Raw genomic sequence first — 18,786 nt, forward strand, 5'->3', positions numbered from 1 at the left:
GACTTAGGGCCTAGAACCGGTCGAGAATCCCGACGCCGCCCGACGCCCGGCCGCCTCCACTGCGAACCAGGCGAAGGCGAGTGCTCCGGCCGCGACGACGGCGAGCAGGGCGAGTCCGAGGCCGTAGCCGTCGAACGCCACCTGGTAGGTCGCGCCCATCACCAGCGGCGGGAAGAAGCCCCCCAAACCACCGGCGGCACCGACCAGACCGGTCACCGCGCCGACCCGCTCCGGCGGCGCCAGCGCCGCGACCCAGGCGAAGACGCCGCCGGTACCGAGGCCGAGGAAGAAGGCGAGAGCGATGAAGGCGGCACCGGCCGGCACCTCGATCGGCGGCTCGAAGGCGACCACCACCGCGAGCACCATCGTCCCGGCCAAGGAGATGGCGACGACGTTGCGCGGGCCGATCCGGTCCGCGAAGACGCCGCCCAACGGCCGCGCCAGCACCGCAGCCAGTGCGAAGCCGGCGGTGCGGGTACCCGCCCCGGTCAGGTCGAACTCGTAGATGTCCTTGAGATAGGTCGGTAGGTAGGTCGAGAAGGCGACGAACCCGCCGAAGGCGACCGCGTAGAGGAAGGACATCTTCCAGGTCACCGGTAACCGGAGCGCAGCCATCAGCTTCGGCGCCACCGGATCGTGGTTCGCGCTCCAGCGCGGCGAGTCACGCATCGCCACCCAACAGATCGCCGCCGTGACCAGCAGGCCCACCGCGACGATGATGTGGGTGGCCAGGTAACCGAACCAGTCCACGAAGCGTGGAGTGAAGAAGGCCGACAACGCCGTCCCGCCCATGCCGGCTCCGAAGACACCGGTCGCGAAGCCGCGACGGTTCGCCTCGTACCAGGCGTTCACGAACGGGATACCGACCGCGAAGGTGGTTCCGGCGATGCCGAGGAAGAAGCCGAAGATCAGCAGCAGAGGATAAGAGTCGTTGCGGCCCGCGATCGCGACCAGCAACACGAACGGCGCCGAGAGCACCAGCAGGATCGGGAACATCAACCGGCCGCCGAGTCGGTCGGTAAGGGCACCGGCGAGGATCCTGCCGAGCGAGCCGACGAGGACCGGTATCGCGACGAGCAGGGACTTCTCGTTGCTGGTGAGGTCGAGGTCGGCGGCGTACCGGACGCCGAGCGGGCCGATCACGTTCCATGCCCAGAAGCTGACCGTGAAGGCGAGTGTGGCCAGCGCCAGGTTCTTGCCTCCGCCGTGGAGCGACGCCGGGGCGAGCCCTTCGGTCTCTGTCGGTGTTCGGGTCATGGCCTGCGCTCCCTGTCACTCGTGCCGACCGGGCTCCACCCGGACGGGGTGGGGCGACTGCCCTGGCGGCGATCGCGGCTTCGATAGACGATGTAGGGACGGAAGAGGTAGTGGACCGGTGCGGTGAAGGCGTGCACCAGCCGGGTGAACGGCCAGACGGCGAAGAGCGTCAACGCGATCAACACGTGCAGATGGAACTGCACCGGAGCGGCTGCCATCGCCTCGACGTCGGGGCGCAGTGTGAAGAGCGACCGGAACCAGGGCGAGACCGTCTCCCGGTAGTTGTGGGCCTCGTGGCCCGCACCGACGGCGACCAGAGTGGTCCATAGCCCCAAGGCGATCGCGGAGACCAGGAGGACGTACATCAACTTGTCGTTGCGGGTGGTCGCCATGAAGACCGGTCCGGTGGTGCGGCGCCGGTAGATCAGGATCAGCAGGCCGCCCAGGGTGAGGACGCCGGCGATCCCCCCGAAGAACAAGGCGTTGAAGTGGTAGATCCCCTCGCTGATCCCGACCGCTTCGGTCCACGACTCGGGGATCACCAGACCACCGACGTGCCCGATGAAGACCACTAGGATGCCGATGTGGAACATCGGCGATCCGATCCGCAGCAACCGCGACTCGTACAGCTGTGAGGAGCGGGTGGTCCAGCCGAACTTGTCGTAGCGATAGCGCCAGATCGTGCCGCCGACGAGGATCGCCAACGACAGATAGGGCAGGACACCCCAGAGCACGGTGTTCACGAGCGCACCTCCGTATCCAGCATCGGGAGCAACCGCGGGTCGAAGGGCTCCAGGCCGACCGTCTCGGTAGGCGGCGGACCGTGCAGCGCCATCGCCGCCGCCCGGTCTGTCGGCGACGCGCCCGGCAACGTCGAGCAGACGGCGGAGAGTGCTGCCGCGTAAGGAGATCCGGCCTCGATCAGGCCCAACCGCAGCAGCTCCAGGCTGGCCCGGTACTGCTGGAGCAGAGCACTACCGGCCTCAGGATCGACCACGGCTGCGAACTCCAGGACCAGGCACAGGTGGTCGGGCAGCTCGCCGCCGGTGCGGACCAGGAACCCGGAGTCGCGGTAGACGCTCTTGAAGCCGGCCAGCGCCTCGCCGCGCCTCCGGGTGTCGCCGTCGGTCCAGTAGGAGAGGTGCAGCGCGTGCTTGCGGTCCAGGTCGAACAGTTCGACGTAGGCACGTTGGGAATCCTCGAGCGGGCGCCGTCCCAGCAGTTCGAGAAGGTCACTCAGACCGCGGTCGTCGACCGCGATCTCCCCGAGAGCGGCTTGCAGTAACGGGAGCTGGTCGAGGAGTTGCTCGTCGGGGTAACTCAGGCACCACGCCGCGACCTGATGCAGCACCCGGTTCTGCTGACGACGCTCGGCACGGAGACGTTGAGAACGGGCGCGCATCGCCTTCACCCCTCCTGGGCCGGACGGGAGTCGTCGGTGCGTTGCGGGAAGAGACCCGGTGGGCTGCCGTTGCCGTCCCAGTTCAGGAGGTTGACGCGAGCCCGCAGTTCCTCGGTCGACGCGGCGTCGTCCCCCGTCTGCCGTTGCCGCAGCGCGGTGAAGGTCTCCACTGCGACCGGCACCGGGCCCCCACTCGCCTCACCGAACGGCCCGGACTCGTACATCCCAGGGCCTTCGTCGAAATCGAGGGAACAGCCGATCTCCTCCAGGCGGTGCGCGTCCTCGACGTGGGCGGTGGGGATCACGTAGCGGTCCTCGTACTTGGCGATCGCCATCAACCGATACATCTCGTAGAGCGCCTCCTCGCTCATCCCCACGCTGGCTGGGATGGAGGCATCAGGTTCACGCCCGAGGTTGATGCCTCGCAGGTAGGAGCGCATCGCGGCGAGCTTGCGGAGTACGTCGGTGACGATCGCGGTGTCGCCGGCGGTGAAGAGCTCGGCGAGATACTCGACCGGGATCCGCAGCGCTTCGATCGCACCGAAGAGGTTCCCGGCCGCCTCAGCGTCATGTCCCTGCTCGGTAAGGAGATCCACCACCGGCGAGAGCGGCGGGACGTACCAGACCATGGGCATCGTCCGGTACTCCGGATGCAACGGGAGCGCCACGCCGTAGGTCTTCGCCAACGCGTAGACCGGCGAACGACGGGCCGCTGTCATCCAGTCGTCGGGGATACCGGCAGCTCGGGCCGCCGCGATCACGCCGGGGTCGTTCGGGTCGAGCATCAGGTCGAGCTGCGCCTGGTAGAGCTGCTTCTCGTCGGCGGTCGCCGCCGCTGCGGTGACGGCGTCAGCGTCGTAGAGGACCACTCCGATGTAGCGGAGCCGACCGACACAGGTCTCCGCGCAGACGGTCGGCAGGCCCACCTCGACCCGCGGATAGCAGAAGGTGCATTTCTCTGCCTTGCCTGACTTGTGGTTGAAGTAGATCTTCTTGTACGGACAACCCGTGATGCACTGGCGCCATCCCCGGCACCGGTCCTGGTCGACGAGGACGATGCCGTCCTCCGAGCGCTTGTAGATCGCCCCCGAAGGGCACGAAGCCATGCAGGACGGATTGAGGCAGTGCTCGCAGATCCGAGGCAGGTAGAACATGAAGGTCTTCTCGAGCTCGAACTTGATCTTCTCCTCCGAGTCACGGCGCACCTTCTCCACGATCGGATCGAGGTGTCCGTACTCGGGGGCGCCGGCCAGGTTGTCGTCCCAGTTGGCCGACCAGGTCACCTTGGTGTCCTTGCCGGTGATCAACGACTTGGGCCGGGCCACCGGGAAGTCGTCGCCGAGCGGGGCGTCGACCAGCGTCCGGTAGTCGTAGGTCCAGGGCTCGTAGTAGTCGGAGAGCTCGGGCTGCACCGGGCTCGCGAAGATGCCGAACAGTTTGCGGAGCCGTCCGCCCGCCTTGAGCTTGAGACGTCCGCTGTTGTTGAGTTCCCACCCTCCCCGCCAACGGTCCTGGTCCTCGTAGCGCCGGGGATAGCCCTGGCCGGGCCGGGTCTCCACGTTGTTGAACCAGATGTACTCAGTACCGGCCCGGTTGGTCCAGGCCTGCTTGCAGGTCACCGAGCAGGTCTGGCAACCGATGCACTTGTCGAGGTTCATCACCATCGCGACCTGCGCCATGATCCGGGTAGGAGTCGCCATCAGTACTGCACCTCCTGGGAACGCCGCCGCACCGTGGCCACCATGTCGCGTTGGTTTCCGGTCGGCCCGAGATAGTTGAAGGCGTAGCTGAGCTGTCCGTAGCCACCGATCAAGTGGCTCGGCTTGACCAGTAGCCGGGTCACCGAGTTGTGGATCCCACCGCGCCGCCCGGTCGCCTCCGACTTCGGGACGTCGATCGTGCGTTCCTGCGCATGGTGTACGTAGACGACGCCGGCAGGCATCCGGTGGGTGACGATCGCGCGGGCGACCAGCACACCGTTGGCGTTCACGCACTCCACCCAGTCGTTGTCCTTGACCTCGATCGCGTCCGCGTCGATCGGGCTCATCCAGACCGTCGGCCCACCGCGGGAGAGCGACAGCATCAGGAGGTTGTCCTGGTACTCGGAGTGGATCGACCACTTGGAGTGCGGGGTCAGATAGCGCACCGTCACCTGGGCGGCGCCGTCCGGGCCGAACCGGGGCTCCCCGAAGAGCCGATGCATGTCGAGCGGTGGCCGGTAAGTCGGGAGTCCTTCTCCCAGATCCGACATCCAGTCGTGGTCGAGGAAGAAGTGCATCCGCCCGGTGAGGGTGTGGAACGGTTTGAGGCGTTCGATGTTGACCGTGAACGGGGCGTACCGGCGTCCGCCGGTCTCCGAGCCCGACCACTCCGGCGAGGTGATCACCGGGACCGGTGCCTGCTGGGTGTCGGCGAAGGTGATCCGCTTCTCCTCCGAACCTTCGGCCAGGTCGGCCAACCGGCGGCCGACCCGTTTCTCCAAGGTCCGGAACCCTTGCACGGCGAGCTCTCCGTTGGTGGTGCCGGAGAACATCAGGATCGCTTCGGCGAGCTTGGCGTCGGTGTCGAGCGCAGGGCGGCCGTCGCCGGCGCCGCCGAGCATCACGCCGTTCTTCGCAGCAAGGCGATCCACCTGTTCTTCCAGGCGGTAGGTCACGTTCTTGATCGTGAAACCGGCCGAGTCCGCGAGCGGACCGACGGTGGCCAGCTTGTCGGCGATCGCGGTGTAGTCGCGCTCGACGACGGAGAAGACAGGAGAGTTCCGGCCTGGGACGCCAGGCTTCTCGGTGACCTTCCAATCCATCACCCGGCCAGCAGGCTGGGCGGTCTGGCCGGGGGTGTCGTGCTGCATCGGGACACTGACCAGATCGCGGCGCACCCCGAGGTGTTCGACAGCCATCGCCGAGAGCCGTTTCGCCAACTGGTGAAAGAGTTCGAAGTCCGTCTTCGCCTGCCAGGGCGGGTCGATCGCCGGGGTGAAGGCGTGCACGAACGGATGCATGTCGGTGGAGGAGAGATCGTGCTTCTCGTACCAGGTGGCAGCGGGCAGGACGACGTCGGAGAGCAGGGTCGTGGAGGTCATCCGGAAGTCGGCGGAGACCAGCAGATCCAGCTTCCCCTCGGGTGCCTCCTCGTGCCAGCGGACCTCACCCGGCCTGGGGGCGTTGGGGTTCTCGCTCCCCATCACGTTCGAGTGGGTGCCGAGCAGATGTTTGAGGAAGTACTCGTTACCCTTCGCGGAGGAGCCCATCAGGTTGGAGCGCCACAGCATCAACGTGCGCGGCCAGTTCTGCGGAGCGTCGACGTCGGCGATGGCGGGTTCGAGGGAGCCGTCGTGGAGCCGCTGGGCGACGTACGACCCCACGTCGGCGGCCGCACCTGACGAGACGGCCTCGTCGGCCTGCTCAGCGACGTCGAGCGGGTTGGCGGAGAACTGCGGGTAAAACGGCATCCACCCCATCCGCGCCGACTCGGCGATCGTGTCGGCGGTGTGCTTGCCCGTCAGGTGCCCCTGGGCCAGCGGCGAGGCGAGCGAGTCGGCCGAGTAGCCGTCGTTGCGCCACTGGCCGGTGTGCATGTACCAGTACGAGGTGCCCGGCATCGTCCGCGGCGGGCGCGACCAGTCCAGGGCGTTTGCCAGCGAGAGCCAACCGGTGATCGGGCGGCACTTCTCCTGCCCCACGTAGTGCGCCCAGCCACCACCGTTGCGCCCCAGACAGCCGGTGAGCATCAGCAGGGCGAGGATCGAGCGGTAGGTCGCGTCGCCGTGGAACCACTGGCAGATACCGGCGCCCATTATGATCATCGAGCGTCCGCCGGACTCCTCCGCGTTGGTCGCGAACTCCCGCGCCACTCGCAGGCACTGCTCGGCGGGGACGCTGGTGATCTCCTCCTGCCAGGCCGGCGTGTACGGCGTCGTCGCGTCGTCGTAGCCCGCCGCCCACTCCCCCGGCAACGGGACGCCGTCGAGGTCGCGGCCGACGCCGTACTGGGCGAGCATCAGGTCGAGCACCGTGGTCACCAACCGACCGCCGACCCGGCGTGCGGGAACGCCACGGCGCAGCACCGACCCGGAGCCGTCCGCCTCGACGAAGGCGGGAAGCAGAAGTTCGACGGCTTCGGCGCCGTCGCCCAGCATCGTCAGCGCCGGCACCACGCCTTCCAGGTCGAGGTTCCACCGGCCCACCCCGGACTCGGCGTAGCGGAATCCGAGAGATCCGTTGGGCACCACTGGTTCGCCGGTGGCGTCGTCGAGGATGACGGTCTTCCAGGCGTCCTCGTCGGCGGTGCTGCCGAGGTCGGCGGCGGTGAGGAACTTGCCGGGGACGAAGGTCGCGGGTCCGTCCCCACTCTGGTGCTCCTCGAGTTGGATCAGGAACGGGAGGTCGGTGTAGCTGCGTACGTAGTCGTGGAAGAACGGCGTCTGCCGGTCAACGAAGTGTTCCTTCAGCACGACATGGCCCATCGCCATCCCCAGCGCGGCGTCGGTCCCTGCCTGGGCAGGCATCCACTCGTCGGCGAATTTGGTGTTGTCGGCGTAGTCGGGGCTGACCGTGACGACCTTCGTGCCGCGGTAGCGCACCTCGGCCATCCAGTGCGCGTCCGGCGTCCGGGTGACGGGGACGTTGGAGCCCCACATCATCAGGTAGGTGGCGTCCCACCAGTCTCCGGACTCAGGGACGTCGGTCTGATCGCCGAAGACCTGGGGACTGGCGACCGGGAGATCGGCGTACCAGTCGTAGAACGAGGTCATCACCCCGCCGATCAGTTGGATGAAGCGGGTCCCGACGCAGTGCGACACCATCGACATAGCGGGGATCGGCGAGAAGCCGGCGACCCGGTCCGGACCGTAGGTCTTGATGGTGTGGACGTGGGCGGCGGCGGTGATCTCCAACGCTTCGTCCCAGGTGGAACGGACCAGGCCGCCTTTGCCGCGGGCCTGTTGATAGCGACGCCGTTTCGCCGGGTCGCCGGTGATCTCCGCCCAGGCCAGCACCGGGTCGCCGAGCCGGGACCGTGCCTCGCGGTACATCTCCAGCAGAACCCCACGTACGTAGGGATAACGGACCCGCGTCGGGGAGTAGGTGTACCAAGAAAAAGCAGCGCCCCGTGGACATCCACGGGGCTCGTACTCGGGGCGGTCGGGGCCGACTGAGGGATAGTCGGTCTGCTGCGCCTCCCAGGTGATGATTCCGTCTTTGACGTAGACCTTCCACGAACAGGACCCGGTGCAGTTCACCCCGTGGGTGGATCGCACCACCTTGTCGTGGCTCCACCGATCTCGGTAGAAGACATCTCCAGCACGCCCACCTTCGCGGAAGACCGCACGGTTGTCAGCAGTCTCATCCCAGCGGCTGAAGAAGCGGCCGAGGCCGAGCAGCGCATCAGATGCAGGCCCGTCCAGGCCTGCTGAATTAGGCGACGGATCCGGCACGTGCACACCTCGCTCCGAGCGTGGGGTGGATGGCTAGTCACCTCAACATAGCGGTCGTGAACCGGTTGTCGATAGGCCGAAGGTCCTGATCATGTGCGGAAAATCCGGTCGCGACCGCTCTCGGCATTCGGTCGTCGGCGTGCCATGCTCGTGGCAGATAGTCGCCTGCAGGCCTGCCGAACAAGGGAGTCAGCGATGGAGTCCGTGAACCTCGAACAGCTCGCGAACGAGCTGTTGGAAACCGCCCGCAGCGCAAGCGCGGGGAGAGCAGCGCGTTCCATCCACGCCGACCACCACTTCGCGCTGCGCCAGACGGTGATCGCCTTGGCCGACGGCCAGGAGTTGGGCGAACATGAGAGCCCCGGTGAAGCCACCCTCCAGGTGCTGACCGGACGCGTACGGCTGGCGACCGCGAACGAGGCTTGGGAAGGCGCAAGCGGCGACTACCTGATCATCCCGGCCGAGCGGCACAACCTGGCAGCGTCGAGCGACGCAGTGGTGCTGCTCAGCGTGGCAGCGCACCCCGCATGAGCGAGGTCGCTACGGCGCGCCGCCCTGAGCAACGGCGCGCGCTCTCGTACCGCGCGTTCGCGCTCATCGTCCTTATCTACTTGGCGATCATCCAAGGTGTCGGGCTGCTGCTGCCGCACCTGGTCGACGTCGGGGACGATCCGCTGACCACCACCCGCGGCGTCCTGTTGACCCTGTGGATCCCGCTCGGTCTGGCGCTGATCTTCACCTACGGCGCGATCGCCGCGCTCGGCTGGTGGCGCGAGGTCTTCCATGACGCGAGGCCCGTCCAACGGTGGGTGTGGGCGATCCCGGTGATCTTCTTGATCTGTATCGCCCTGGCGATCAACTACTCCGCGCTCGGCGACAAGAACCTCGGCTTCATCCTGGTGTTGGTGATCGCCACCCAGATGGTCGGTTGGGGCGAGGAAGGCATGTTCCGCGGGATCGGCGTGGTGACGCTCCGCGACCACGGCCTGACCGAGGGCAAGGTCGCGCTCTGGTCGAGCATCGTCTTCGGCGCAGTGCACCTGACCAACGCCGTCGGTTCGCGCGGTGCAGAAGCGGTGCAGCAGGCGATCGCCGTCAGCTTCGCCGGCTACTTCTTCTACCTGATCCGCCGCGCCGCCCAGAGCAACTGGCTCAACTCGGTGATCCACGGCCTCTTCGACTTCTCCATCCTCACCAGCACCGCGATCCTCGTCGACCAGAAGGCCTACGTCGGCGCCGGCGCCGCGATCCTGGCCTACCTGATCTGCGGAATTCTGATTCTGGTGCGACGACGTCGGATCGAGCCTGCCGTCAGCGTTTAGGCCGCGACGACATCAGGCGGGCAGCAAGCCCGGTTTCACGAGCCGATCAACTCGACCCGTCCGGGGAGAGCTTGAGCCAGCCCCTGGTCGAACGTCGCCAGCCGGGCGCCGTTCCGGTGTGCAAGCGAGGCCAGGTAGGCGTCGGTGACTTGGCGGTGTCCCGTCACATGATCGAGAGCGACGTCCGCATAGGAGAGCGAGTCCTCCCAGAACACGCATCTCGGCGAGTCATACAACCCATCGAGGATCACTCGCGCGGTTGCTTTGCTTTCGCCGACCCGGATGAGGAAACGGAACAACGCCCCCTCGACGATCGGGCAGAGCGCTACCTGGTCGACCAGCTCGAGCCAGTCGGTTGCCCTCCCATGGTGCTCGTGATCGGTGATGACCAACGCGATCAGAACGTTCGCGTCGAGCAGGTACGGCGTCACTCGTCATCCAGGAGATCAGCGACCTCGGCCGAGGTGACCACACGCCCGAGGGTGATCGTCGGGAATCCGCTCCTCGGGTCGATCGTCACCTCAACCGGCTCGTCAAGCGCAGCGAGGCCGCGGATCGTCAGCTCAGCGACAACGGCAGACAAGGACTGGTGCCGCGCCTTGGCGAGCTCACTCGCTCGGCGATGCACCGAGGGTGGCAGGTCGACTGTGGTCCGCATACCTGCATCATGACTGCATCAAATCGATGCGACAAGCCCACGACAGAGATCCGCCGCCAACCCTCAGGCAATCTGTGCGACACGAACGACACGACAACCACCTGACCTTGCCTGGCTAGAGGAGCCCATTCCCGACGAAGTACTCGAGTGCTCCGTAAAGCAGCAGAGCCAGGACCATGGTTGCGAGTCCCCACGGGCGATGGCCAGTTCCTTCGTTGGCCGAGGGCTGTCGGTAACTCTCCGGAAGAACCAGCCACGGCCTACCCGCGGTGTGAATCAGAGTGGCTGCCACCACCGCCGCGTAAGCAAGGTCCAGCGAGATCTGTTCGCGATAGCCCGCGCCTGCGGCGAGAAGGTATGACGCGAGCGGACCAGCGAACGCCAGCGCCAGTCCGGGTATCGCCCGTCGCGTGACCTTCTTCCGCGACACGAAGATCGTGTAGATCAAGGCGACCAGGGCTAACCCGTCAACAAGGAAGCGCGCAACCACCCCTCATCTGGCCGCCCCACGCGGCAACCTGTACCGACCACGGTGGCGATGCCCTCTACTTTCGCGACCTCCGCCGTCTCTCACGGGGCCTCGTCGCCACCATCAACACCAGCCCCGCAATCACGAACAGAGCCAACACGCCAGACAGCAGAAGCTGGCCTCTCTCCCGCGGCCCAACCTCAAAAGCAAGTGTGTACGAGGCAGACGCCGCGGCCACCAGAACCCAGTAGCAGGCACCGCGAGAGAAACTCGTCAGTTGCGTTCCGCGGCCCGCGGCCGACCCTGGTTCAGCACCCACTGCGAACCGCTCTCCTCACCACGTCCGACCTGCACACGGAACCGTGCGGGTGACCCAGGTGCCGAAGCTGGAGCCTACCCAGCACCCCCGGAGATCGGTCGCCACAGCGCCCAGAACGCAGCAGGCCCGGCCCCTCAAAGGAGGGCAACCGGGCCTGACTTACTGGAGCCGCCTGTCGGAATTGAACCGACGACCTAATCATTACGAGTGATTCGCTCTACCGACTGAGCTAAGGCGGCATGCTGGCGTTGAGCGTGTCAAAGTCAGCGCGTCGAAGCATACCGACTCACGGGGCGTGCCGCGAAACCGGGCTCCTGCTGGCTCGGCTCAGGCGGGGCAGGTGACGTCGGCACTCGGGACGGTGCCACCGATCAGGTAGTTCTCGACGACGTCGTCGACGCAGTCGTTGCCCATGTTGTAGCCGGTGTGGCCGTCGCCGTCGCGGGTCACCAGGATCGCCGGGTCCAGTTGCTTGGCGAGCGCCTGGGCCCAGGCGTAGGGGGTCGCCGGGTCGCGGGTGGTGCCGATCACCAGCAGGGGCTGGGCACCGGCCGCCGTCAGCGGAGGACGCTTCGCGGCCTCCGGCACCGCCAGCCCGTGGCAGCTGACCAGGTCCCAGGCGAAGATGTCACCGAAGGTCGGCGACGCCTTCTCGAACTCGGGCAGCGCCTTCTTCACCTTGCGCGCCGGGATCGACGAGGAGTCGTCGAGGCAGTTGATCGCCCAGATCGCCTCCGAGCTGTTATCGGCGTACCCGTCGCCCTCGCGCGCCGCGTAGTAGTCGAAGAGCGTCAGCAACGCCGCGCCATCGCCGTCCAGGACGTCGCGCAGCGCCTCGTCGAGCAGCACCCAGTAGTCACGGTTGTAGAGCGGCAGCGCGATGCCGTAGAAGGCGTTGCCCGCCGTCAGCTCACGGTCGCCGACCTTGATCGGCTCCGCCTCCAGCTCCGCCAGCAACGCGGTGATCCGATCCAGCGCCGCCTCGCGGTCCGCGCCCAGGAAACAGGAGCCAGCCTTCACGCAATTGTCGACATATGCCCGTAGCGCGATCTCGAAACCACCGGCCTGACCGAGACTCGCCTCGCGCGCGGTCAACGAGACGTCGACCGCGCCGTCGAGCACCAGCCGACCCGACCGCTTGGGGAAGAGGTCCGCATAGGTAGCGCCCAACTTCGTGCCGTACGAGGCACCGAAGTAGGTCAACGTGGACTCGTCCAGCACTGCCCGGATCACGTCGAGGTCGCGTGCCGCCTCGACCGTGGAGACGTGCGCAGCCAGAGCACCGGAATGCTCCACGCACCCGGCACCGAACCGGTCACTCCACCGCTGGGCCTCGGCCACCTCGGCCGGGGTGTCGGGCGTCGGGTCCTTCGCGTACCACGCGTCCAACTCCGCATCGGTGAGGCAGTCGATCGGCGCACTCGCACCCACCCCGCGCGGATCGAAACCGACGATGTCGTAACGGTCGCGGACCACCTTTCCGAAGGCGTAGTCAGCCTGCTTGGCATACTCCACGCCCGACCCGCCGGGGCCGCCCGGGTTGATCACCATCGACCCGATCCGTCGACTCGGCTCCCCGGCAGCGATCTTGATCATCCGCAGCTTGATCCGCTCACCCTGCGGCTTCGCGTAGTCCAACGGAACCTCCACCCAGGCGCACTGGTTACGACCGCACGCCTCCCAGGAGATCGTCTGGTCGTAGTAGGTCTGGAGCCCGGCGACCGGTGCCTTACGGGCCTCCGCTTTGCGTTCCGGAACATCACTCGACGGCGCGGGCTGCGGGTCGGGCTCGGAGCCGTCGGTCGCGCCGCCCCGGCGCATCGTGCCGGACGGCTCGTCGGTGCCGGCGCTCAGCAGGACCGCGATCGTGGTGCCGGCCGCGGCAAGGACCAGAGCAGCCACCATCACCAGCACGACCACTCGCTTCACGGACGACTCCCTTCAGGCAAACGCAACGACACCATCATGGATTCCAGCGCCAAAGCGGCCGGCACGTTGAACTCCAGCATCTGCTCGCGCGCCGTGAAGATCGCCTCGATCCGGTTCAGGTTCGACTCGGGCGACGTGACCCGGACCAGCCGTTGCAGATCGCCCCGCAACTCCTCGTTGACCAGCTCGCTCGTCGCACCACTGCTCAACACGATCGCGTCGCGGTAGACCGAGGCGAGATCCATCAGCCCACGGTCGACGACGTCGAGGATGCGCCGCTTCGCCCGCGTCTTCTGGCCCTTCTCCAGCGCACTCAGCGCCGGGCCGTACTCCCGCGGACGCCGTCCGCGCTCGACCACGCCGTAGGCGGCGTCGAGATCCCGCTTCTCGCGCTCGTCCAGCTCGCTGGTGATCGATTCGGCCTCCTCCTTGGCCGCCGCCAGCACCCGAGCCGCGGCGTCCATGCAGTGGCGGAGCCCGGTCAGCTTCACCGGCCAACCGACGATCTCGCGGCGCCGGTTGCGGGTCTCCTCGTCACGCGCCAGCGCCTTGGCCCGCCCGATGTGGCCCTGGCTCGCTCGCGCCGCATAGGAGGCGAGGTCGCCCGGAACCCCGAGGCTCCGCTCCAGGTACGCCGCAACGTCGGCCGGTCCGGGCGTCGAGAGGGTGACCAGGCGGCATCGCGAACGGATCGTCTGCAGCACGTCCTCGACGGTCGGCGCACAGAGGATCCAGACGGTCCGCTCGCTCGGCTCCTCGATCGATTTCAGCAACGCGTTGCAGGCCTGGTCGGTCAGCCGGTCGGCGTCCTCGATGATCAGGATCTGCCAACGGGCACCAGCAGGCGCGAGCGCGGCGGTACGCACCAACGCCCGCACCTCGTCGACGCCGATCGACAGTTTCTCGGTGCGGACCAGCGAGATGTCGGCATGCGATCCGGCCAGCGCCGTCGTGCAGGAGTGGCAGACGCCGCAGCCCTGGTCGGGGCACTGCAGCGCGGCTGCGAACGCCTGGGCGGCGTTGGAACGTCCCGAGCCGGGCGGCCCGACGAAGAGGAACGCGTGGCTCATCCCGTGGCCGGCCGCGGCCTGTTGCAGGTTGGCGATCATCGGCCGCTGGCCGACAAGCGTGTCCCAGACTGTCATCGCCGGGCCGCCTGGACCAGCAACGGCGTCAGCCGGGCCTGGATCGCGGCGGCGATCTCGGGGATCGTGGCGCGGGCGTCGAGGACCAGATAGTGGTCGGGGTCAGCAGCGGCGAGCGCCTGGAACGCCTCCCGGACCCGCTGGTGGAACTCCACACCCTCGGCCTCGATCCGGTCCCGTTCGGCGAAGCGGCCCAGACCCTGCTGCGGTTCGAGGTCGAGGAGGACCGTCAGGTGCGGACGCAGGTCACCGGTGGCCCACCGGTTCACCCAGGTGACCTCAGCGGCGTCGAGATCGCGTCCGGAGCCCTGATAGGCGATCGCGGAGTCGACATAGCGGTCGGTGACCACGACCTGCCCGGCCCGGAGCGCGGGCAGCAACACCGTGTCGACGTGCTCCGCCTTGTCGGCGGCGTAGAGCAGTGCCTCGGTGCGGTGGCTGAGCTCGCCGGTCTCGGGCGACAGCACGATCTGGCGCACCTGCTTGCCGACTTCGGTACCTCCCGGCTGCCGGGTGAGCACCACGGAGTAGCCCTCGGCGGTCAACCAGTCGTGGAGGAGCTGCGACTGGGTGGACTTGCCACCGCCCTCGCCGCCCTCGAAGCAGACGAAGACGCCGGTGTCGGTATAGAGGCCCGTCGAACTCACGACCCGACCCTAGAGCACGGGTCCTACTGCGGCCGGACGGCGGTCCCCGGGTCTCGACAAGCTCGACCAACGGCGTTCCTGTGATCGAGCCTGTCCCTGGTGATCGAGCCTGTCCCCGGCGATCGAGTCCGTCCCCGGTGATCGAGCCTGTCCCGGTGATCGAGCTTGTCGAGATCACCTGGTCTCGACAAGCTCGACCAACGGGACGACGTCCGACCAACGGGACGACGTCCGACCAACGGGACGACGCTCGACCAACGGGACGACGCTCGACCAACGAGACGACGCTCGACCAACGAGGGCGGCGGATCACGCCTTCTTGGCGGCCTTCTTGGCCGTCGTCTTCTTCGCCGCTGTCTTGGTCGCGGTCTTCTTCGCGGCCGTCTTCTTAGCGGCGGTCTTGGTGGCCGCAGCCTTCGCCGGAGCCTTCTTGGCGGCGGCCTTCTTGGCGCCCTTCTTCGCGGCCTTCTTGGCCGGCCCCTTGGCCCGACGCTCAGCGAGCAGTTCGGCCGCGCGCTCGGCGGTCAACTCCTCGATCGAGTCGTCCTTGCGCAGCGTGGCGTTGTACTCGCCATCGGTGACGTACTCACCGAAGCGGCCCGCCTTGACCACCATCGGCTGGCCCGAGACCGGGTCCGGGCCGAGCTCCTTGAGCGGCGGTGCCGCAGCCGCGCGACCCCGCTGCTTGGGCTGGGCGTAGATCGCCAGCGCCTCGTCGAGCGTGATCGTGAAGAGCTGGTCCTCAGTGGTCAACGAGCGCGAATCGGTCCCCCGCTTCAGGTACGGCCCGTAGCGACCGTTCTGTGCGGTGATCTCCTCACCGTCCGCGTCCTTACCGACGACGCGCGGCAGCGAGAGCAGCTTGAGCGCATCCTCCAGCGTGATCGAGTCCAGGGACATCGACTTGAAGAGCGAACCGGTCCGCGGCTTCGCGGACTTCGGGGCGTCCTCCGGCAGGACCTCGGTGACGTACGGACCGAAGCGACCGTTCTTGGCCACGATCTGTAGACCGCTCTCCGGGTCCGCCCCGAGCACGATCTCTTCGCCGGCCGGGTTGGCCAGCAGCTCGCGTGCCTTCTCCAGGGTCAGCTCGTCGGGCGGCAGGTCGTCCGGGACGTTGGCACGCTTGGGCGCCTCGCTGCCGTCGCCGTCCTCGCCGTCACCGGCGACCTCGATATAAGGGCCGTAGCGGCCGACCCGGAGGTTGATGCCGTCCTCGGGTGCACCGATCGGGAAGGTCGCCAGCTCCTTGGCGTCGATGTCGCCGAGGCCGTTGACCAACGGCTGCAGGCCCTGCACCCGGTCCGAGCCGTAGTAGAACTCGGCGAGCTCGGTGACCCGGTCGCGGCGCCCGGCGGCGATGTCGTCGAGGACATCCTCCATACCGGCGGTGAACTCATACGAGATCAGCCGCGGGAAGTGCTCCACCAGCAGCCGCACCACCGAGAAGGCGATCCAGGCCGGCACCAGAGCGGTGCCCTTCTTGTAGACGTAGCCACGGTTCAGGATGGTGCCAATGATCGAGGCGTAGGTCGACGGGCGGCCGATCTCGCGCTCTTCCAACTCCTTGATCAGCGTCGCTTCGGTGTAGCGCGCAGGGGGCTTCGTCTCGTGGCCGCTGGCCTGTAGCGAGGCCGCGGAGAGGCGGTCGCCCTCGGCCAGGTTCGGCAGCCGGGTCTCAGCGTCGTCGCTGGCGGCGTTGTCGTCGGTGCCTTCGACGTAGGCCTTGAGGAAGCCGTGGAAGGTGATCACGCGGCCGCTGGAGGAGAAGACGGCGTCCTCACCGGTGGCGGCCTGTGCACCGAAGCGGATGGTGACCGAGCGGCCCTCGGCGTCACGCATCTGGGATGCGACGGTCCGCATCCAGATCAGCTCGTAGAGCCGGAACTGGTCACCGGTCAGGCCGGTCTGCGCCGGGGTGCGGAAAGTGTCGCCGGCGGGACGGATCGCCTCGTGCGCCTCCTGCGCGTTCTTCACCTTGGAGGCGTAGACGCGTGGCTTCTCGGGCAGGTACTCGGCACCGTAGAGCTCGCGCACCTGCTCGCGGGCGGCACCGATCGCCGACTCCGACAGCGTGGTCGAGTCGGTACGCATGTAGGTGATATAGCCGTTCTCGTAGAGCCGCTGCGCCACCGACATCGTCACCGATGAGCTCATCCCGAGCTTGCGGCTTGCCTCCTGCTGGAGGGTGGTGGTGCGGAACGGCGCGTACGGGGAACGCTTGTACGGCTTGGCCTCGACGGAACGGACGTCGTAGCTGGCGGCGTCCAGTGCCTCGACGAGCGCCTCGGCACGGCTCCGGTCCAGGTGGACGACCTTGCCCTGCGAGCCCGCCTTCAGCTGACCGTCCTGGCCGAAGTCGCTACCGCGGGCCACCCGGACGTCGTCGACGCTGTGCAGCTTGGCCGGGAAGATCCGGTGGTCCTTACCGCTGCCGGCGTCGAAGGAGCCCTCGAGGTCCCAGTAGGAGGCCATCTTGAAGGCCATCCGCTCGCGCTCGCGGTCGACCACCAGGCGGGTCGCCACCGACTGCACGCGGCCGGCGGAGAGGCCGCTCATCACCTTGCGCCAGAGCACCGGCGAGACCTCGTAGCCGTAGAGACGGTCGAGGATGCGGCGGGTCTCCTGGGCCTCGACGAGATCCATCGCGAGTTCACGCGGGTTCTCGACGGCGGCCTGAATCGCGGGCTTGGTGATCTCGTGGAAGACCATCCGGTGCACCGGGATGTTCTTGGGCTTGAGCTCGTCCAGGAGGTGCCAGGCGATCGCCTCTCCCTCGCGGTCCTCATCGGTGGCGAGGTAGAGCTCGTCGGCGTCCTTCAACAGACCCTTGAGCTTGGTGATGTGACTCTTCTTGTCGCGCGGCACCACGTAGTAGGGGGTGAAGCCGTTCTCGACGTCGACTCCGAACCGGCCCCAGGACTTGTCCTTGATCTTGGCCGGGATATCCGCAGCGCTCTGCGGCAGGTCACGGATGTGGCCGATCGAAGACTCGACGACGTACCCCTTGCCCAGGTACCCCGCGATGGTGCGGGCCTTGGCCGGGGACTCCACGATGACCAGCTTGTGCGCCACGGACTCTTCTTCCCTCTCAGTGACCCCGATCCGACATCGGAAGGGTCTCACGGCCGATTACGGTAGCGCGTGTCGCCATCTTCCGCCTGCGGTGCACCCGTTCGTGGTCCTGGCGGCCCTGCCCCGTACACCTCGACGGCGGCGCTCGCCGCTCGCTCCAAGCCGGCGAGCCTCAGCCCTCCGGGAACTCCGCGCGGTCGCGGCGCACCGCCCGCTGTGCGATCTTGGTCAGCGCCTCGGCGTGCTCGTTGAACCGGCGTTGGGGATCGGTGACCGCGGAGATCGGCCGCCACAGATAGAGCTCGTGCGGGATCTCCACCAGGCGCCCGGTCTCCACGTAGTGGGCCACCGCCCGACTGGAGACGACGGCCGGGCCCAGGCCGGCGAGGGCGGCGCCGACCAGGGCGCTGGTCGAGCCGGCTTCGAGAGCGAGCCGGGGTTCGACGCGGAGCGCGCTCTCGAAGGTGCTCCGGGTTCCGCTGCCGCGTTCGCGCAACACGTACTCGGCCTCGATCAGCGCCTCCCGTGGGACCGGCGTCGTCCGCAACGCCCAGGGGTGGTTCGGCAACGTGACGATGGAGAGTGCGTCGACGCCGAGGCGGACCACGGAGAGATCGCGCGGCAGCACGGCGGTCTCGATGAAGCCGATGTCGGCCTCGCCGGAGCGGACCAACTCGGCCACGTGTTCGCTGTTGACGACCCGCAGCAGCGGTTGCAGCGACGCCTCCTGCATCCGCAGTTCGCCGATCCAGCGCGGCAGCATGAACTCGGCGACGGTCAGGCTGGCTGCGACCGACAAACCGGAGCGCCGTTCCGCGCTGAGTGCCTCGATTCCGGTCTGCATGACCTCCATCTCGTGCAGCACCTGGCGGGCCCAGGAGACGACGGCGGCACCGTCGTCGGTCAGCACCGAGCCGCGCTTCGACCGCTCCAGCAGGCGGAGCCGCCATCGGGCCTCCAGGGCACGGATCCGTTTGCTGGCCGCAGGTTGGGTGATCCCCTCGTCGCGGGCGGCCGCCCCGATGCTGCCGAGGTCCGCGATGGCGACCAGCAGCCGGAGGCTCTCCAGGTCGGGCCAGGTGCTCATAACTGAAGGTTATGAGTTGCCGTCAAACCGGCGTCTACCGGG

At 67.6% G+C, this 18,786-nt stretch carries 14 protein-coding genes and 1 tRNA gene; 2 read left to right on the forward strand and 13 right to left on the reverse strand.

Annotated features, from left to right (window positions below; genetic code table 11):
- Nucleotides 1-3 precede the first annotated feature (3 nt).
- Genes ACLM5J_RS02695 through ACLM5J_RS02715 form a run of 5 tightly spaced genes read right to left on the reverse strand, consistent with a single transcriptional unit; the run spans nucleotide 4 to nucleotide 8,093 of the window.
- Nucleotides 4-1,257 carry an MFS transporter gene (locus ACLM5J_RS02695; RefSeq protein ID WP_413654459.1) on the reverse strand — a complete coding sequence of 418 codons (1,254 nt, stop codon included), beginning with the start codon at nucleotides 1,255-1,257 and terminating at the stop codon, nucleotides 4-6.
- Entirely contained in the window at nucleotides 1,254-2,000 is a 747-nt protein-coding gene (gene narI, locus ACLM5J_RS02700) for a respiratory nitrate reductase subunit gamma (protein WP_413654460.1), read from the reverse strand. The genes ACLM5J_RS02695 and narI overlap by 4 nt, the downstream gene beginning before the upstream one ends.
- Nucleotides 1,997-2,659 carry a nitrate reductase molybdenum cofactor assembly chaperone gene (gene narJ, locus ACLM5J_RS02705; RefSeq protein ID WP_413654461.1) on the reverse strand — a complete coding sequence of 221 codons (663 nt, stop codon included), beginning with the start codon at nucleotides 2,657-2,659 and terminating at the stop codon, nucleotides 1,997-1,999. The genes narI and narJ overlap by 4 nt, the downstream gene beginning before the upstream one ends.
- Nucleotides 2,660-2,664: 5 nt before the next feature.
- The gene (narH, locus tag ACLM5J_RS02710; protein WP_413654462.1) at nucleotides 2,665-4,359 is read right to left on the reverse strand and encodes a nitrate reductase subunit beta; all 1,695 of its coding nucleotides are present in this window, start codon (nucleotides 4,357-4,359) and stop codon (nucleotides 2,665-2,667) included.
- On the reverse strand, nucleotides 4,359-8,093 hold the full coding sequence (locus tag ACLM5J_RS02715) for a nitrate reductase subunit alpha (RefSeq protein ID WP_413654463.1): 3,735 nt from the start codon (nucleotides 8,091-8,093) through the stop codon (nucleotides 4,359-4,361). The genes narH and ACLM5J_RS02715 overlap by 1 nt, the downstream gene beginning before the upstream one ends.
- Nucleotides 8,094-8,288: 195 nt before the next feature.
- On the opposite strand from ACLM5J_RS02715, the gene ACLM5J_RS02720 reads away from it, so the two are divergent.
- A complete protein-coding gene (locus ACLM5J_RS02720) occupies nucleotides 8,289-8,624 on the forward strand; it encodes a cupin domain-containing protein (protein WP_413654464.1) in 336 nt (111 codons plus the stop codon).
- On the forward strand, nucleotides 8,621-9,415 hold the full coding sequence (locus tag ACLM5J_RS02725) for a CPBP family intramembrane glutamic endopeptidase (RefSeq protein ID WP_413654465.1): 795 nt from the start codon (nucleotides 8,621-8,623) through the stop codon (nucleotides 9,413-9,415). Before ACLM5J_RS02720 ends, ACLM5J_RS02725 begins: the two co-directional genes overlap by 4 nt.
- A 35-nt stretch (nucleotides 9,416-9,450) precedes the next feature.
- Here the strand turns inward: ACLM5J_RS02725 and ACLM5J_RS02730 are convergent, their stop codons facing one another.
- The 8 genes from ACLM5J_RS02730 to ACLM5J_RS02765 form a co-directional block, all read right to left on the reverse strand.
- The gene (locus ACLM5J_RS02730) at nucleotides 9,451-9,846 is read right to left on the reverse strand and encodes a TA system VapC family ribonuclease toxin (protein ID WP_413654466.1); all 396 of its coding nucleotides are present in this window, start codon (nucleotides 9,844-9,846) and stop codon (nucleotides 9,451-9,453) included.
- A complete protein-coding gene (locus tag ACLM5J_RS02735; RefSeq protein WP_413654467.1) occupies nucleotides 9,843-10,073 on the reverse strand; it encodes a hypothetical protein in 231 nt (76 codons plus the stop codon). Before ACLM5J_RS02735 ends, ACLM5J_RS02730 begins: the two co-directional genes overlap by 4 nt.
- 951 nt (nucleotides 10,074-11,024) lie before the next feature.
- Nucleotides 11,025-11,100, reverse strand: a tRNA-Thr gene (locus ACLM5J_RS02740).
- 88 nt (nucleotides 11,101-11,188) lie between these two features.
- Nucleotides 11,189-12,790, reverse strand: a complete 1,602-nt coding sequence (locus ACLM5J_RS02745; RefSeq protein WP_413654468.1) for an alpha/beta hydrolase — start codon at nucleotides 12,788-12,790, stop codon at nucleotides 11,189-11,191.
- Entirely contained in the window at nucleotides 12,787-13,935 is a 1,149-nt protein-coding gene (locus ACLM5J_RS02750; RefSeq protein WP_413654469.1) for a DNA polymerase III subunit delta', read from the reverse strand. The genes ACLM5J_RS02745 and ACLM5J_RS02750 overlap by 4 nt, the downstream gene beginning before the upstream one ends.
- Entirely contained in the window at nucleotides 13,932-14,582 is a 651-nt protein-coding gene (gene tmk, locus ACLM5J_RS02755) for a dTMP kinase (protein ID WP_413654470.1), read from the reverse strand. Before tmk ends, ACLM5J_RS02750 begins: the two co-directional genes overlap by 4 nt.
- A gap of 309 nt (nucleotides 14,583-14,891) precedes the next feature.
- Nucleotides 14,892-17,657, reverse strand: a complete 2,766-nt coding sequence (gene topA, locus ACLM5J_RS02760; protein ID WP_413654471.1) for a type I DNA topoisomerase — start codon at nucleotides 17,655-17,657, stop codon at nucleotides 14,892-14,894.
- Between the two features lie 172 nt (nucleotides 17,658-17,829).
- Nucleotides 17,830-18,744 carry a LysR family transcriptional regulator gene (locus ACLM5J_RS02765; RefSeq protein ID WP_413654472.1) on the reverse strand — a complete coding sequence of 305 codons (915 nt, stop codon included), beginning with the start codon at nucleotides 18,742-18,744 and terminating at the stop codon, nucleotides 17,830-17,832.
- Nucleotides 18,745-18,786: the final 42 nt, after the last annotated feature.

Origin of the sequence: Nocardioides sp. Bht2 (assembly GCF_047308515.1) — a bacterium.
Classification (GTDB): Bacteria; Actinomycetota; Actinomycetes; order Propionibacteriales; family Nocardioidaceae; genus Nocardioides.

Excerpts from the sequence above, each read along its gene's own strand:
- narH (WP_413654462.1), bottom strand. The coding sequence starts at position 4,359 with ATGGCGACTCCTACCCGGATCATGGCGCAGGTCGCGATGGTGATGAAC.
- ACLM5J_RS02765 (WP_413654472.1), bottom strand. The coding sequence starts at position 18,744 with ATGAGCACCTGGCCCGACCTGGAGAGCCTCCGGCTGCTGGTCGCCATC.
- ACLM5J_RS02735 (WP_413654467.1), bottom strand. The coding sequence starts at position 10,073 with ATGCGGACCACAGTCGACCTGCCACCCTCGGTGCATCGCCGAGCGAGT.
- ACLM5J_RS02725 (WP_413654465.1), top strand. The coding sequence starts at position 8,621 with ATGAGCGAGGTCGCTACGGCGCGCCGCCCTGAGCAACGGCGCGCGCTC.
- ACLM5J_RS02750 (WP_413654469.1), bottom strand. The coding sequence starts at position 13,935 with ATGACAGTCTGGGACACGCTTGTCGGCCAGCGGCCGATGATCGCCAAC.
- ACLM5J_RS02720 (WP_413654464.1), top strand. The coding sequence starts at position 8,289 with ATGGAGTCCGTGAACCTCGAACAGCTCGCGAACGAGCTGTTGGAAACC.
- narJ (WP_413654461.1), bottom strand. The coding sequence starts at position 2,659 with ATGCGCGCCCGTTCTCAACGTCTCCGTGCCGAGCGTCGTCAGCAGAAC.
- ACLM5J_RS02695 (WP_413654459.1), bottom strand. The coding sequence starts at position 1,257 with ATGACCCGAACACCGACAGAGACCGAAGGGCTCGCCCCGGCGTCGCTC.